At 46.1% G+C, this 16,616-nt stretch carries 16 protein-coding genes; 4 read left to right on the plus strand and 12 right to left on the minus strand.

Features of this window, described 5'->3' with window-relative positions; all coding sequences use genetic code 11:
- The first annotated feature begins 150 nt into the window (after positions 1 to 150).
- The 4 genes from NLBNIHML_RS04355 to NLBNIHML_RS04370 all read left to right on the plus strand — a co-directional run bounded on the left by NLBNIHML_RS04355 (position 151) and on the right by NLBNIHML_RS04370 (position 4,467).
- The gene (locus NLBNIHML_RS04355) at positions 151 to 1,383 is read left to right on the plus strand and encodes an aminopeptidase (RefSeq protein WP_339255754.1); all 1,233 of its coding nucleotides are present in this window, start codon (positions 151 to 153) and stop codon (positions 1,381 to 1,383) included.
- An 85-nt stretch (positions 1,384 to 1,468) separates the two neighbouring features.
- Complete coding sequence (locus tag NLBNIHML_RS04360; protein ID WP_494353855.1) at positions 1,469 to 2,701, plus strand: aminopeptidase; 1,233 nt, start codon at positions 1,469 to 1,471, stop codon at positions 2,699 to 2,701.
- Positions 2,702 to 2,945: 244 nt separating this feature from the next.
- The gene (locus tag NLBNIHML_RS04365; RefSeq protein WP_339234332.1) at positions 2,946 to 3,536 is read left to right on the plus strand and encodes an RNA polymerase sigma factor; all 591 of its coding nucleotides are present in this window, start codon (positions 2,946 to 2,948) and stop codon (positions 3,534 to 3,536) included.
- Complete coding sequence (locus NLBNIHML_RS04370; protein WP_339255760.1) at positions 3,514 to 4,467, plus strand: hypothetical protein; 954 nt, start codon at positions 3,514 to 3,516, stop codon at positions 4,465 to 4,467. Before NLBNIHML_RS04365 ends, NLBNIHML_RS04370 begins: the two co-directional genes overlap by 23 nt.
- Before the next feature lie 2 nt (positions 4,468 to 4,469).
- On the opposite strand, the gene NLBNIHML_RS04375 is transcribed toward NLBNIHML_RS04370, so the two are convergent.
- The 12 genes from NLBNIHML_RS04375 to NLBNIHML_RS04430 form a co-directional block, all read right to left on the minus strand.
- A complete protein-coding gene (locus NLBNIHML_RS04375) occupies positions 4,470 to 4,982 on the minus strand; it encodes a hypothetical protein (RefSeq protein WP_339234334.1) in 513 nt (170 codons plus the stop codon).
- 282 nt (positions 4,983 to 5,264) lie between these two features.
- Positions 5,265 to 6,524 carry a hemolysin family protein gene (locus NLBNIHML_RS04380; RefSeq protein WP_494354669.1) on the minus strand — a complete coding sequence of 420 codons (1,260 nt, stop codon included), beginning with the start codon at positions 6,522 to 6,524 and terminating at the stop codon, positions 5,265 to 5,267.
- 429 nt (positions 6,525 to 6,953) lie between these two features.
- Positions 6,954 to 8,537 carry a sigma-70 family RNA polymerase sigma factor gene (locus NLBNIHML_RS04385; protein ID WP_494353856.1) on the minus strand — a complete coding sequence of 528 codons (1,584 nt, stop codon included), beginning with the start codon at positions 8,535 to 8,537 and terminating at the stop codon, positions 6,954 to 6,956.
- A gap of 223 nt (positions 8,538 to 8,760) precedes the next feature.
- Entirely contained in the window at positions 8,761 to 9,222 is a 462-nt protein-coding gene (gene gerQ, locus NLBNIHML_RS04390) for a spore coat protein GerQ (protein ID WP_445252831.1), read from the minus strand.
- 99 nt (positions 9,223 to 9,321) lie between these two features.
- Entirely contained in the window at positions 9,322 to 9,744 is a 423-nt protein-coding gene (locus tag NLBNIHML_RS04395; RefSeq protein WP_278294688.1) for a cell wall hydrolase, read from the minus strand.
- Between the two features lie 159 nt (positions 9,745 to 9,903).
- Positions 9,904 to 11,589 (minus strand): hypothetical protein, encoded by a 1,686-nt coding sequence (locus tag NLBNIHML_RS04400; protein ID WP_339234341.1) that lies wholly within the window; start codon positions 11,587 to 11,589, stop codon positions 9,904 to 9,906.
- A gap of 204 nt (positions 11,590 to 11,793) precedes the next feature.
- Positions 11,794 to 12,543 carry a glucose 1-dehydrogenase gene (locus NLBNIHML_RS04405; protein ID WP_494353857.1) on the minus strand — a complete coding sequence of 250 codons (750 nt, stop codon included), beginning with the start codon at positions 12,541 to 12,543 and terminating at the stop codon, positions 11,794 to 11,796.
- Between the two features lie 147 nt (positions 12,544 to 12,690).
- Positions 12,691 to 13,083, minus strand: coding sequence for a DUF2500 domain-containing protein (locus tag NLBNIHML_RS04410; RefSeq protein ID WP_339234346.1), 393 nt, complete (start codon positions 13,081 to 13,083; stop codon positions 12,691 to 12,693).
- Between the two features lie 355 nt (positions 13,084 to 13,438).
- Positions 13,439 to 14,587, minus strand: coding sequence for a collagen-like protein (locus tag NLBNIHML_RS04415; RefSeq protein ID WP_494353858.1), 1,149 nt, complete (start codon positions 14,585 to 14,587; stop codon positions 13,439 to 13,441).
- Between the two features lie 311 nt (positions 14,588 to 14,898).
- Positions 14,899 to 15,492: a C39 family peptidase gene (locus tag NLBNIHML_RS04420; RefSeq protein WP_342570241.1), complete on the minus strand. Its 594-nt coding sequence runs from the start codon at positions 15,490 to 15,492 to the stop codon at positions 14,899 to 14,901.
- Positions 15,493 to 15,533: 41 nt separating this feature from the next.
- Positions 15,534 to 16,076 carry a GNAT family N-acetyltransferase gene (locus tag NLBNIHML_RS04425; protein WP_494353859.1) on the minus strand — a complete coding sequence of 181 codons (543 nt, stop codon included), beginning with the start codon at positions 16,074 to 16,076 and terminating at the stop codon, positions 15,534 to 15,536.
- Between the two features lie 251 nt (positions 16,077 to 16,327).
- On the minus strand, positions 16,328 to 16,600 hold the full coding sequence (locus NLBNIHML_RS04430) for a DEAD/DEAH box helicase family protein (RefSeq protein WP_494353860.1): 273 nt from the start codon (positions 16,598 to 16,600) through the stop codon (positions 16,328 to 16,330).
- Positions 16,601 to 16,616 lie beyond the last annotated feature (16 nt).

Below are 16,616 nucleotides of genomic sequence, written 5' to 3' on the forward strand. Positions count from 1 at the left end.
AATATATAACGTAGCAACGTATACCTTATTCAATGAAGGAACCATTTGAGTCCTTACATAGTTGTAATGAGGACTATAATACGTGTTTGACCAACATCTATAATAGCCAACAAGCTACGATATTATTATCACATTGGAGGAAAAAATAGCATGAATACTTTCGAAACGAATCTGCAGCAATATGCTGAACTGGCTGTACAAGTCGGTGTCAATATCCATCCTGGGCAGACGCTAGTGGTTAATGCACCAATCTCGGCAGCACATTTTGTACGACTGATTGTCAAAGCAGCTTACGGTAAAGGTGCCAAATTGGTCAAAGTAAACTGGAGCGACGAAACCGTTACACGTCTTCATTACGATCTTGCACCTGATGAAGCCTTCTCCATTGAACCGAAATGGTTTGCAGCTGAAATGACTGAACTCGTTGAAGAAGGAGCAGCTGTACTGCACGTCATTGCTGAGAACCCGGATCTGCTGAACGGTGTAGCTCAGGAACGCATTATTACGAGTCAAAAAGTGCGCGGTAAAGCGCTCGAAAAATATCGTTCGTATCAGATGGCTGACAAATTCAGCTGGTCTATTGTAGCCGTTCCTTCTCCGGAATGGGCAGCTAAAGTATTCCCGGACCTGCCGGAAGCACAGCAAGTGGACCGCTTGTGGGATGTTATTTTCAAAACCGTACGGATCGGTGAACAGGATGCTGTTGCCGAATGGAAAACCCATTTGCAAAATCTCGATTCCCGCGCTGACCTGCTGAACAACAAAAAATACAAGAAGCTTCACTATACAGCGCCAGGCACAGACTTGACCATTGAACTTCCAGAAGGTCATATCTGGGTATCCGGTGGAAGTGTGAATGAGCAAGGACATGTCTTTATTGCCAATATGCCTACCGAAGAAGTATTCACAGCTCCCCTGAAAACCGGTGTTAACGGTACCGTTCGCAGCACGAAACCACTGAGCTACGGCGGTAATCTGATTGACGGATTCTCCCTGACATTTGAGAATGGTCGAATTGTAGATTATACCGCTGAGCAGGGACTAGACGCACTGAAAAACCTGATCGAGATGGATGAAGGCGCACACTATCTGGGTGAAGTTGCTCTTGTTCCTCATCAGTCACCGATTTCGGATACGAATATTCTGTTCTACAATACGTTGTTTGATGAGAATGCGTCCAATCATTTGGCGATCGGTAATGCCTATGCCTTCTGTCTGGAAGGTGGTAAAACGATGTCCAAAGAAGAGTTGATTGAACGTGGCATGAACTCCAGTCTCACTCATGTGGACTTCATGATTGGATCTGGAGAAATGAACATCCACGGTGTAACCTCCGAAGGTGCGGAAGAGCCGATCTTCCTGCAAGGAAACTGGGCATTTTAATCCCGTTTGATGTGGAGAGAGGAGATTACTCCTCTCTTTTCCTGCGTCAACAGGTCGAAAAATTCAATAACTGGAGGGAATGCATATGTTAAGTTTTGAACAAAAACTGGATCGTTACGCTGAACTGGCTGTAAGAGTAGGTGCCAACGTGCAGCCTGGGCAAGTATTTGTCATTAGTGCGATGATTGATACCGCTGAATTCGTACGCTTGCTTGTGCGTAAGGGATACGAGGCCGGTGCCAAGCAGGTTATTGTAAAATACAGTGATGAAACGGTGAATCGATTGCGGTTTGAGATGGCCCCAGAGGAATCCTTCCAAGAGCCGCCAAAGTGGCATGCAGCGGAGCTTGAAGAACTGGCGGCCAATAATGCAGCCTTCCTGACCGTATTGTCATCCAGCCCGGATCTGATGAAAGGTATTGATCCTGCGCGGATCTCGGCCCATCAGCGTACATTTGGTCAGGCGATGGCCAAGTACCGACAGTATCAACAAGCGGATAAAATGAGCTGGACGGGTGTGGCTTGTCCTTCTCCCGCTTGGGCAGCCAAAGTATTCCCGGATCTCCCGGCAACGGAGCAGGTTAACCAGCTGTGGGAAGCCATTTTTGCTGCGGTGAGAGCCGACCTGGAGGACCCTGTAGCGGCCTGGGAACAGCATATTGAACGACTGGAAACCAAGGCTGTGGCACTCAATAACAAAAAGTATCAAGCACTTCATTTCCTCTCCCCCGGGACGGATCTTACAGTCGAGCTTCCAGAAGGCCATATTTGGGCGCAGGCGGGTAGCGTAAATGAGCAAGGCATCCCTTTTGTTGCCAATATCCCGACAGAGGAAGTATTCACCGCTCCATCCAAACATGGCGTTAATGGTAAGGTGTCCAGCACCAAACCACTCAGCTACGGTGGCAGTATCATTGATCGTTTTTCACTCACATTCGAGAACGGACGCATCGTTGATTTTCATGCTGAAGAAGGTCAGGACACACTGGAAAGACTCATTTCGATGGATGAAGGCTCTCATTACCTCGGCGAAGTCGCATTGGTTCCCTTTCATTCACCGATCTCTGAGAGTGGCATCCTGTATTACACGACATTGTATGATGAGAATGCGTCCTGCCACCTTGCGATTGGCAGTTCCTATGCATTCAATATCGAAGGTGGCAAAACGATGTCTCCTGAAGAGCTTGCAGCCCGTGGCATGAATAGCAGTATCACCCATGTGGACTTCATGATGGGCTCCCCCGAGACGGACATCTACGGTATTACGGCAAACGGTGAACGTGAGCCCATCTTCCTTAAAGGAGACTGGGCATTTTAACTGATTACGGAAAAGTGCTCGAAAGAAACATTCTCACTTTTCGGTCATAAGGCTGTCTTGCAACTATGTATTCATGGTTGCAAGACAGCCTTTTTATTAATTTTCAGCAAACTGTCCGGAGGCTGCACATGCTCTCTTCTTCTGGTTTTTCTCGGACCAACCTCCCATTGTATCGTTTCCATATTATGTTGTAAAATGTAATGATACCAATGTTTGTGGATTGTTCACCAGAAAGGAGAACATCATGGCCAATCGGCTCCAGTTACTACTTGCCTCAGATTTCCATAATTTAGGATCTGCACTTCAGGAAGAAGTGTATTATGAATATTATAATATGGTACATGGTCTTATCGTTTATATTATCAAGGAGCGTGCTGCAGCAGAAGATATTATTCAGGAAGCTTTTATTAAAATTATTAAAAACAAACCCATTTTCGAAGACGAGGTCAAACTGAAAGCCTGGCTCAAGGTCGTCACACGGAACACCGCTATTAATTATCTGAGAAAAAATAAAAATAACCGTAACCAATTGGATACGGATAGTGTTTTTATAGATATGGAGACGATGAATCAGACAGCAGCTTCCGTGGAAAGTATGGTAGAAACGCAGATGATGGAAGAGTCCATTGAATATTATCTCGGACAGCTCAAACCGGAATACCGTGTACTAGTGGAGTTACGGTGGAAAAAAGGTCTCTCCTACCGAGAGATGGCCGAACTGCTGGATACCTCCGAAGAGATTGTGAAGCAACGCTTGTTCAGAGCCCGCGGCAGTATCAAGAAGAAATTACATAAGGAATGGGGTGGAAGCATTGAGCAAAGGCAAGTCCGATAAGCATGTGGAGCAATTCGATTCCGAGCTAGAAGACGAATATTTCGACGCTGCGTTTGAAATGGCTTTTGATGAGGCTTTCCATCAAGCTGTCTCTGCCCCTTCCGCCTCCCATACCGAATCCATGCAGCAATCCTGGCAGAAGGTACAACGGGAAATTAACAGAATCGGTTTACGTAAAAAAAGAATACGTACCTTGCGACTTTCAGTTGTCGTAGCTGCATCCGTGACCATCGGGGCGGTTATTTTCAGCCTGCCATCCGGTACGCAAGCGGTATCCCCATTCGTGCAATCCATCAAGGATTGGGGCAACGGCATGAAATCCATTATCATCGAAGATCGCACGACCCATCTGGGGGCTGATCCGTCAACCGCCAAAACGCCTCCACCACCGGAAACATCATTGGAAGATATTCTTAGAGTACAAGAAGAAGAGGCTCTTAATACACCTTCGTATGAGTTATCGCGCCACGTGCTTCGTCCAGTGCTTGTTACGGAAGAGATTGCACGTGAAGGGTTCATGGGTGACTTTCTGTTATCCAAGGCCATTCCGGAGCGATTCAATAAGGTCAAATTCGAACTTGTGCTTGATACAGAAAACCCTGTGAATCCAGACGATTATTATGAGTCCACCCAAATGAGAGTTCAATATACCAGTGAAGGCAAGAGCATAGAAGATGAGATTATCCAGTTTGATTATGTTTATGTCATGCCTGGGGAGAAAATTGAAGGGGCCATGCTTCGTGATATGAGCACCGTTAAGCTGGCAGACGGTACGGAAGCACTAATGTATATCGGCCCACCCTATAACTCCTTTCAGTGGATGATGGGCTCGAACAATATGAGTCTGTTTGGCACCCTTTCAGAAGAAGAAATGACTGCGATTGCCAACGATTTTCAAGAGCAGAAGTTTCCTGGCAGTACCCGCCGATAATATCAAAACAACACGGTGCCAGAGACATGTTTGCTTGTATCCGTAGTACTTCCATCATACGCTGTATGAATACTGGTAACGCGATAATAATATCCTGGCATAACGGTCCAATCCGATGAGGCATTGAGTAAGTTTGTATTCATTTCATTGTTGGAACCAGCTTTGAAAGTCACCCATGCTGTTCCTGTCCAACGCTCAAGCCGATAATCTACGGAAAGTGTCTTCATTGCTGTATAGGTCGTAGTCTTGGTATTCACGATGGCCGACAGTCCTCCACCAGGGATGACTGCACCGACCGCTTGATAGATATGTCCCCGTTCGCGAGTGTTAGCGAGCGAATGGATGGATGGTTCTGGCGGCGGTGGAGCTGTAAGTGCACCAGAGGACACCTTCATAATCGGGCTTGCAACGGCTGGTTCAGACGTAGGAATAACCAGAAGTGTTGGCACCATGAACAAGGCAACAAGGGTTATTTTTAGTATAGATACTGCACTCTTATTATTCATCTTCCGCATATTGATCCATCCTCCGCTTCTATACTTCATTTTGTGTAAGGGTATAAACGGACGAATCAGGTGACAGGTTTCAAAAAAAATTAGACGCTCCGATTCTATGTCGGCAGCGTCTTTTGTTTTTTTATACATTTTCAAATATGGTGAAACCTAAATTATTCCATCCCGTATGTATTCAGTAATGTAAGTATTGTTGTTCACACCCCAGGAATCATGAGCATGCAAAGAAGCCGTACGATGACCATTCGTCACCATACAGCTTCATTTGTTCGAATTTCGATCTGGCTAAGCGCCTTCTTCTTCAACCAACAGTTCCAGCTTAATCACATTCACTCGGGAAATCCGCTTATGCTCTGTCTCTTGAATGACAAATACATAACCTCCATACTCAACCGATTGACCGACCTCAGGTGGAATGGCATCCACTCTGGAGTATAGCCAACCTCCGATGGTATCGTAATCGGCACGGTCCATCTCCAGTCCGAATCGTTCACTGACTTCTTCAATCAGCATCATGCCATCAATGGAGTATTCCATCTCATCCACTTGCTCAATGGCAGGACGCTCCTGGTCGAATTCATCCTGAATCTCGCCTACGATCTCTTCCATGATATCTTCAAGTGTGACAAGCCCGGAGGTTCCCCCGTATTCATCAATCAGAATCGCAATCTGCGTTTTGCTACGCTGCATACGCTTAAGCAGATCACTGATCAGGGTGGTATCTGGCACAGCCAGGATAGGCCGGATCACGGAGATGGTATCCGTAAGTTGGGATCGCATCAGATCCTTAATGTGAATAAAGCCGATAATATGATCCTTGTCTCCGTTATATACCGGATACCTTGTTCGCATACTCTCACTGGCAATCTCCAGATTTTCCAGCATGGACTGATTGGCATTCAGACAGATCATTTCCGTCCGCGGAATCATAATTTCACGGGCGGTTGTATCCGTAAAATCAAATATATTATCAACAAGTGCTAATTCAGTGTTATCAATTAAACCGCTCTTATTGCTTTCTTTCATGAGAATACGTAATTCATCTTCACTATGCGCGTCGTCCATCTCGGAAGCGGGTGCCATTCGGAAAAGTCTCAACAAGCCATTAGCCATACCGTTTAGTGCCCATATGAATGGATACATTAACTTGTAGAAGAACGTTAGCAAGGCTGCAGACCACAGCGTGATCGTTTCAGACTTTCGAATCGCCATCGTCTTGGGAGCTAGTTCCCCCAGTACAATATGCAGGATTGTAATAATTACAAATGCAATGGCAATAGAGATTCCATGAACGTAGACGGGTCCTAGTCCAAATGCGGTAAACATGGGCTCTAACAAGTGTGCAATTGCGGGTTCTCCCAACCATCCAAGTCCAAGTGAAGCGAGCGTTATACCTAATTGGCAAGCTGATAGATATGCATCCATATTACGTATGATATTGGAAGCATATATTGCATTTTTGTTGCCTGTTTCCACCAAAGTCTCGATCCGGCTTCCACGAACTTTCACCATCGCGAATTCCGCCGACACAAAGAAACCATTCATCAATACAAGTAAACCAATTAATACTAAATTTAAAATACTCGGTAAGGGGTCACTCAAATTTTCATCCTATTCGCCGTCATTCTTCGGCAAATAGGTCCACCTCCTTCGAAAATGTAGGATATTAGCCATTCTGCCGTTCATATGCAATTTCAACTTCCCAATGCTTCCACCTCCACCTTGTTCTGTCGAATAACAAAGATATGCTTCTTTTATTATATAATTCTACACTACACAGTCAATCCGTGTCCTATGACAACGAAATGGCACAATCGCCTTTTTTCTTTAACAAAAGTAATGATTACGCTGTTTTTTTTAACATTTCACATACAATCATCTAACCAAACCAAAGAGAGCACCCTCGCTCATGCTTCCGCATGGCTGGATACTCTCTTTTACAATACTATTCTTTCCCCAGATTCTATCCACTAATTACGATGTAGACTCAATCTCCACTACAGTCTCAGAGGCAGGATTCCAGCGCCAGCTGGGCTGTTTCCCACTTGCATTATGCAATCCACCGATCCAGAATTCATCCTGTTTCAGCAGTGCCCAATCGACTTCTCCATTCAAAACCTGAATTCCGAGTTCCGTTAGCGACAGGACTCCTTCACGGAATGTTTCATCATGTTGCTTGAAATTAGGGAAAGTTGTTGCTCCAATCATATGAAGCAGAGCATGAGGGCCTTCTGTCATCCGCCTCAGATGTGCCCAGTATTCAAGATCACCCATCCCAAGAATATGCAGCTTCTCCCCTACCTCGCGAAACAAAGGATATGGACGATCTACTCCCGCTCTAACGGTCTCCAGGGTCGTCTGTTCAATGACTCCAAGGCCATTGGATACCGACGGCACACGGGATAAATGCGCCTTAAAGGCAGCTTTTGCAAAGGGTAGCGCAGAAGTCTCTGCCTGTAAATAATCCAGATGATTCCGTATATCCGTTGACGTATAGGCTTCCCAGAACTGTGTACCGGCTTGTAGCTCCTTTTTCTCAATCAGATGCCAACTCCCGGACAACCGTTCGATCTGCGAGGAAGTAAGCTGACCCAATCCCCTAAAGTGCTCAATCTCTGGATACGAGTCGATACAGAGCAGATTCAGCTTCGTATTCTGGAGCGCTTGTCCGTTGAAATAATGTAACAGGTAAGATAACATCGTCTGGTCATAGAGATCGTATTCAAACCATAGGACAATCTCCTTATATTGTTGAAACGAATGCAACTTGCGTTCAAGTTCCTCAATCTGCAAGTATTCCGTCTGTGGAATTCCCAATTGCCGTTCCAATACGGATGCCCGATTCTTCCGCTCTTCTGCGCCTCCCATATCTTGGACTACCGGTCCAAACGTATATAATTCTCTCCATACGAGGATATCCCCCTCGATTCCACTCTCTCTTAAACGATTGGCAGCGTGGTCCCCATTCATAATGTGTAACAATCCTTTTCCTCCTTCATATAAATCATTGAACATCGAGACCAGATCTCTCACAGGCATAGAGCGCTTGAGTTTGGATCGGGCATCGAACAGTCTTTTCTTTAATGCAGGTACGTTGACCCCGAGGAAATCCGATATTTCCTTGAGTGAGTATCCTTCCAAATAAAACAGTTCAACAGCTATCCGCATCGATGATGGAAGTATTGCAACAGAATCACGCAGCGTACGATTCATTTCGTTTTGCACCGCTTGTTTTTCCGGATTATGCGCCTGATCCTCTTCCTGGAAAACATGCTCCAACTCCTGAACGGGAATCATGGTATGCTGCTTGCGTCGTAGCCAGCGATAACACTGCCTCTCCACGATTACCTTGAACCACCCAGGGAAGGCCTCTGGGTCCTCCAATTTGGACAGATTGCCAAAGGCCTCCGTAAAGGCCTCCTGCACAACATCTTCTGCCCAGAATGGTTCCCCCAGCCGGTGATGGGCTACAGTAAGAGCCATTCCGCGATATTGCGCCATCAGTTGCGCATAAGCTTCGGGTTCGCCCTTCATTGCTCCTTCAATCCATGACTTCAATGCTATGGACTCCCTTCATATAGGCATGTTGCTTGTTCTGTTCATATATAAGTGCCATCTTTTTATCAAAAGGTTACGTCTGACTCAATTATTTTTGTAACGATTCCGCTTAAATGCTTATGTAAAAAGCTGTCCCGTCCGCGGATCATCTCCACATTCGGGACAGCATAATATATCAGGATGTGTTAGACATATCCAATCAATTGAAACGAAGAACCACCAATTAGAATCTGCTCGGAGCTTGTGGGTAATTGCCTACCACGCCCGGATATTGATACAACAATGGCTCATCAAATGTAGCATAGTCGAAATTGACCATCAACAGCATGATCCGTCTTCCAGTCTTCGGGTCGCTGATAATAATATGGTCACGGCCCGCTGCCTCAATAATACCTTGGAATATGCGAGCATTCCATTCTTTGTTGCCTTCATATGTCATGTAGAACGTGCCGTACTTCCCGAGATTCAGACGCAGAATATTTTCAATGTACGATTGCTCAAATTGAGGAGCCGTTGTCGTAACCACAGCACCCGAGGGAGTCATTGGACTTCCGCTGGATACGAGTGGCGGTACACTAGTTGAGCTAGGGGATACCATTCCTGGCGTTGGTGACATGCTAGGCATGCCGTTACCAATTTTGTAAGATGTACCTTGAACCTGAGAGTTGGCTTGTTGACCCAACACAGAATTCGCTTGCTGGCCCAATACGGAATTCGCTTGCTGACCCATTGTTTGAGTCGTAGGTTGATACGGTTGATTAATCATAGTGATTCCTCCCCAAATTTAATAGACTTCCGGACAGTCGTCGCCTGTCGGACTGAAGAAACAATGTGCTTTGAAACGTCCTGTATTTTGCTGGTTATACCACGTATCCGGACAGTCGCCCACAGGTCGGAAAAACCACAATGAATTGCTGGCTGGCCAAAACCGTTCTCCATTAATTACACGTTGTGCCAGACGAATCTCGGATTGTCTCGCCCGTTGGTAGAAGTAACCCTTCTGTGTTGACTCGAAGCCTCCGGGGTTCTGAAATACCATGCGGTTGATGTCACGAATATCTTTGAAGTCCAGACAATCCACCAGCACCCGGTTCACACCTACATTACCTACAAGCAGCATGCCTTGTTCGCCGTCACCTTCAGCCTCCGCCCTCAGCAGCCTAGCCAGCAGCTTGACGTCCTCTGAGTTGGCTTTAATAACAGCCATAGTCTGTTTCCTCCTTTGTTTCAGCTGTTCATCACCGTACATCGTATTGTGCAGGAGCCCATTCGGTGACACGATTCCATCTTTTTTCCATAAAAAAAGCCCGGAACCCCACCCAAGGTGAAGTCCCGAAGCAATTCGTTTCTTATAATACTCGCCGGTTTAAGGCTTGGCTTCAATCCAATAATCATAGGCATGTACAATGTTGCCTTGGTAAGCCTGATGCTCAGCCAGCAGATCCGGAAGCTTGGCGAGCTGAAGTTCCATTTCCGCCGCCCCTTTCTCATAAAAAGAAATATGCTGACCTTCATGGTTCTGCTTCATTTCTACGGAAATCATTAACCTTTTGCCCAGACGATCTGCAATCTCCATCTCCTGACTCACAACAGCAGCAATGCCATTGGACCCTTCTGCCTGATTACGGAATGCCATCATCGACACATGATCAAGTGTATCAATCATAAACTCTGTCACAGACATGTCTTTTCCCGGCAACGGGAAGGTATCCAGCCATACAGCAAGGTCTGCACTTGTTTCGAGATCACTGTCCTTCTTCGTTTCTTCCTGGAAAAATGTAATGTTGGCTGCCCATTCGGTCAACAGGGTGTCCCGATTATTCTCCCATTCCGGCAAAGTGTAAGGTTCAATATCCAGATGGATACCTTCAAATCGTTCATCCGGCTCGGATTCCGCATTATAGTTTTTCACATAATCAATCAGGCGCTGAATGCGTGGACGGTTTTCCTTTTTGCCCCAGATCGGATGTCCGCCCATGGCATGGATTTCAATGCCCTGTGCATTGGCCCGTTTTACAAAACTGCGGTAACTCGAATACGGTTGATCCAGATCTAAACGAACATACAACCAGTTAATATTTTGCGCTCTCGCAAACTCTAGTATGTGCTCTCCCCCGTCATTCGTCACCTGAGAGGCCTCCCAGATATACGTCCCCCGAATCTCGGGCTGATTGGCTGGAATCTCCGGTAATGGCAGTTCTGACGGCTCCAGTTGTCCCCAGTATACGATGTCATGTACAGCAGAACCGGCGTATGAAGTATGTTCACTGAATGCGGAGGCAACTTCTTCAATAACGCTTTCCAGCTGCGCTGCACCTTTACCGGCAAAAGTCGTGAATTCCTCGCCAGGCATTGGTTTGGTGTTCAACCCAACCGTGACACTCACATTGCTGGCGTCGGCCCAGTTCATTTCCTGTTCAATTAAACGTATGATACCGTTGTTTCCTTGTGCGTTATCACGGTAAGCGAGTAAAGTGACATGATCCACTTGTTCGATGAACCAACGTGACAATGGTTCGTTATCTGCATCCTCCGAAACTCTATTCCCTGTGATAGTATAGGAATCCAGCCAAAATGGCAGGTCCATATTCACGGCAACCGCGCCATTCTGTCTCACTTGCTCAAATAACAGATTCATATTGGCCACCCAGGATTGTACCAGTGGCTTGGCATCTTCTTGCCAAGCTGATAACACATAGGGCTTGATATCCAGATGTATGGCATCAAATTGCTCGTTGGGCTCAGCAGCCTGATTGTAGTCACTTACCCACGACGCTAATCTGAGCATGGGGCCTTCACGGCCACTGACTGCCCAGGATGGATCGCCTCCTAGCGCTTCAACCGCGATATCTGCACGGCTGGCTTTGGCTATAAACGTCTGGTATACCTCCTTGGACAGCGTCATGTCTACATTTACGTATAGCCTGTTTATCTTATGTCTAGCTGCATTGGCCAACAGCTCATCTCCGTTGCTAACAGACTGTGCCTGCCATACCCAGGCCGCCCGTATATCCGCGCCGTCAGCTTCAGCAGGTGACTCATTCCCTATCATTATCATCCCTCCGATCAGCAGTAACAGCCAAAATACCTTCCGGGATTGTTTCCCGAACATATACTCCCTCCATTCCTCTACGGTTGTAAAATCACATTTATTATAGCAACCGAGTTATCAAAAACAAATAAGCCCAAGTGCTTAACTTGGGCTTATTACTCTTAAGTTGGTATAGTGGCGGGCTCGCCCGGATCGATCCCGGTTCTAGTCCTCATATATCATTTTTCGGGTCATGCCTCCATCAATAATGAGGTTGGTCCCTGTGACAAAGGTATTGCTTGGATCAGATAAATATAGACAAGCACGGGAGATATCCGAAGGAACACCCACTCGACCGGATGGATGCTGTTCATAATCCTCCTTCTTCAATTTCTCCACGTCACCCGTTTCAATCCATCCCGGACTGATACAATTGACCCGAATTTGGTCTTTACCCAGTGAGACCGCCAGCGCATGCGTTAGAGCTACTATCGCTCCTTTGGATGCGGCATAAGCTTCGGTATCCGGCTCAGACATCAGTGCACGTGTAGAAGCCATGTTGATAATGGCACCCCCGTGCTCATTGCTTTTCATATGTTTGGCTGCTTCCCGACTTGCCAAAAAGCAACTTCTCACATTCGTATTGAGTACATCGTCCCATTCTTCCAGCGTTAGCTCATAGGGGGACTTCCATTTGGCGAGTCCTGCATTATTCACCAACACATCAATTTGATTGAACTCTTCCACGGTTGTGCGAAAAAGGTTCGTAATGTCCCGCTCACTTCGAACATCACATTGGACAAAAATGGCTTCTCCACCTTCATTACGAATGGAAGCTGCAGCTGCCGCACCCTCCGCTTCCTGGTAGTCAGCAAGTACAACTTTGGCACCGGCGACCGCGTAAGCCTCAGCCACACTCCGTCCAATTCCCTGTGCCGCACCGGTTACAACAACAACCTGGTCTGTAAATGACATGTTCATTGCCTCCTCTATGGTAATGATCCTTTGATCATAATCTCAGTATGCCTCTTCTTATATAAATACACGTTAAAGCCATTAAGAAACGCTTGTCCAGCAAATAATCAAAAAAAGCTCACGCCATCCTGGCGCAAGCTGCTTAGTTTAACCCCGTAGGCGTTCGGAATACACACGATTATATCGCTCGAAGCCTACATAACGCGTTCCTTTGAACGAGAGCCGTCCTTCGTCTCCCTCAGCACACAAACCATACTCTTCGCCATTAACTTTGAATTCGAGTCGATCTCCACTCTCCACTTCAAAGGTGACGTAGTATAACGTTCGTGCTGTACTGCCTGGTTCAGATTGAGTCTGGCTCAACTTCATCCGTCTGCTGGTGATTCGTGAAGGCACGGTCAACAGCGGCTCCGAGTTGTTGCGTCCCCACCTCCATACCTCTTTTCCCATCGACAGAAGGACTATACCTATAATCAGAACAAATACAACCGGAAAGACGGTTCCAAACAAATCAAACATCCAGGATGATTCAATGCCCATGTCTCTCCCTCCGTTCATACAACTTAGGACAGCCGGAGTCTTGACCCGTCTCCTGTAATGTATATGCGGACGGACACGGAACTTGTTAACCCGATTAAATATTTGAACAATTAAATCAAAGAAGGAGTGAATGAATAGGTATGCTTCATTGAAGAACTCTTGTCCGCTACCTGCTACCGAAACAGGGCTAATATTATTTTTTGGTCTTCAAATCTAATTAATATGTACAACATCAGCCCCAACGGAGATAACAGCCTGAGTAAAGCACTGAGATCTCCGTTCAAGCACACCAATGTTACATTGGGGATGCCTATTTAATAAAGCAAAGTACACTTAGCCAGGGCTGATAACGGACTCATGCTAATTGTGTGATCACAAGATGTGCCGATACAGGTCTTGTTCCGCCCGCAAGTGGCGTAATTGTTAACGCAGTAGAATTACCAGCCGGGTTTCGAACGGTCAGAATAGAATTAATCACGGTTGTCTGTACCAAGGCCATACCCACAATCTGAGACGTACCCGTAGCTCGCCCAACTACTGTAGGGGCCAAATCTGCCCCATTGAGGGTCAAGATTAATTGACCCGCTTCATTGATGCTCACTTGGAACAAAATCTGATACGTACCAATGGCTGCCAGATTGAATGAACTAGGCCCCGTGCGGGCGATAGTTGTTCCACTTGTTGGCCCATCCTGAGGAAAGCTTACATCCGTACCGGGAGCAACCGTTGCAGCATTATCAGGTGGCATCAGTGCGAAAAAGTCAGCGAATCCCAGCACGCTTCCGGCTGCTCCGGTCGCTCCTGTAGATCCTGTTGCCCCAGCGGGACCAGCTACTCCTGTCGCTCCTGTCGCGCCCACTGCTCCAGCAGGGCCTACCGCTCCTGTTGCACCAGCTGTGCCTGCAGCTCCAGCAGGGCCTGTTGCTCCTGTTGCACCGGCTGTGCCTGCCGGGCCTACTGCTCCAGCAGGGCCTGCCACTCCTGCTGCACCGGCTGTGCCTGCCGGGCCCGCTGCTCCTGTCGCACCCGTCGGCCCAACAGCTCCAGGGGGACCAGGAAAACCTTGAGCTCCAATTGCACCGGCAGGCCCAGGATTACCTTGCGGACCCTGTGGCCCTACAGCCCCTGCTTCTCCCGGAATGCCCTGGGCTCCCATGGGGCCAGCAGGTCCGACCGGACCTTGAGAGCCTACGGCTCCAGCAGGACCAGGCTGTCCCTGAGGTCCTTGTGGTCCAGGCGGCCCTCCCGCTGGTCCTTGAGCTCCAGGTGGCCCTTCTACCCCTTGTTTACCTGGAATACCCTGTACACCCTGCACGCCTTGTATCCCTTGCGGTCCTGTTGGACCAACGACAGTAGGGGTAGATATATTCACTTCTGGAGGCGGACATTTTACGTGAACGAACTTCTTAACCACTTTCATTCGGCGTTCTTTTCTTTTAAGTTTACACGGATGTAATGTTGCCTTTTTTCTCTTCATTCGTTTCTTCACTTCTGAATGACTCACCGTGTGGACACCTCCCTATGGACATAGTTTAACGTACGTATGTAGATAAATAGATGCGTGGACGAACAACCAATTAATTAAAAAGCTTAGCCTGATTTATAAGAAAAACTATAAATTCGGTAGCAACTGCCTATACGTTTTATCTATATTTCATAACCAGCGATTAAAGCGAACTTGTTTACGTGAGTAGATTTGTTCACAGAAAAACTCATGCCAATTGGGCATGAGTTTCATGTCTTAACCCTGCAGATTTTTCGAATAATGCCAATTCGTTCGTTCAAAGTAAATTCCTTTCCCTCGAGTGGGCCTTCTTAAGTCTTCTTCGGATGTACGACGATATATGAGTTCTGACAAAAGGGCAACCATGACCTCCATACCGTGTTGAGTTCATTGATGCTGATTTTTCGGTTGTAATACTCTTCATCACAATTAACCTTGTGATCTAACGATTCTGCCAAGTAAAAATGCGTTTCATCATAACCAACAACGGGAACAAAATGCAAGTAACGTTGTTTGGCATGGACTTTAATAAATAAAATAACAGGCACCCCTTGGCTGATCTGTTGCTTCAACGTATTCACATTACCACGTAAGTACATTGCCTGGTATCCTAGCTTTCTGAAAAAAACAACAACCGCTTTCGGATATACGGTTCCATCCAGTAATTTGCGAGGATAGGATTCATAAAGCTTAGTTCCGTTGGACTCCAAACCGAAATGTCTCAAGACGAACGCACTGGAAAATGCAGCACATTCATTATTCTTTTGCATATCCAGTTGATTGGAAGATTGAATGTAATATGTACTTGGCACGTTGACGCTGTTCATACGATCTTTCTTGGGAAAACTGAAATAGATAGATATCACCCAGAGGATGATCAACCAAAGTAATCCATTGAGAAACAATCCGTGCCCTCCTTCGCTTAGCAGACGATATACTCTACCGTTTAAGTATCCCATTCACCAGATAACAGACTATAAGTCAATATATTCTCGTAATGATCGTAAACCCATTGAGCTTCTCGCGATGTACCCTCATTAATAAATCCGATTTTCTCAGGTATGGCTCTGCTTTTAAAATTGTTTTCTGCACATTGAATGATTACACGATTTAACTTCAACTCGTTGAAGAGATATTGAAGCAATTGTTCTATCGATTTGGTAATAATTCCTTTACCTTGTGCTGACTCAGCTAAAAAATATCCAATGCTCGTTGCTCTATTGTTCCAATCAATATAGTGCAACCCTATCATCCCGACCAATTGTCCATTAAACCATATTCCGGAATCAAAACCGTTTCGCTCTTCATAATTACGTGTCCATAACTCTATCACAGAATCTAAATCTTGGGGCGATTGCCGTTTATCAACCCAGAGTAACCACGTTCTCAAGTGCTTTCTATTCTCATCTATTAATGCATACAACACATCTCGATCTTGAGATTCGATCAGCTTTAATACAATAGATTCATTTACTTGAAAAGGTAACATCTGTTCCTCCCACTCAATCTAACTATAAGGTTATTTTAGGTGTTCATTCCTCGCACCAGTTTTTTAGAACCCATTCTTTGATCTGTTCAGCTACTTCCTCTGCTGTAAGTTCTGCCGTTTCGATTTTTTGCATGGGCGGGTCAAATGCAGTTTCCGAATTCTGGAGTAGCCAATTTGCAAAATGCTTGTGATCTTCGATCGAGTTCTCATCCCACCCACGAGCTCTTAAACGCGTCTCGCGAGTAACGTCGTCACAATGCAAATTCATATATAGAATCTGATCGAATCGATCGATGTAGTCGGACGATGCAATGTTTTCCGGCACCATCGTTCCGCATAAAACGGTTCCTCGTCCACTTAGGGATATGCAACCAATTCTCTTTGGCAATCTGCCAATCCACATTATTGATGATATCCATATCAAAGACGTCAAATTCGGGAAGTTGCTTGCGAACAAGCGATGAGATCGTTGTTTTTCCTGTTCCACTTGCGCCTGTCACTATAAATAAAGGTATTTTGTTCACATAAGTTCCCCCGATA

Source organism: Paenibacillus sp. JNU01, assembly GCF_059130585.1.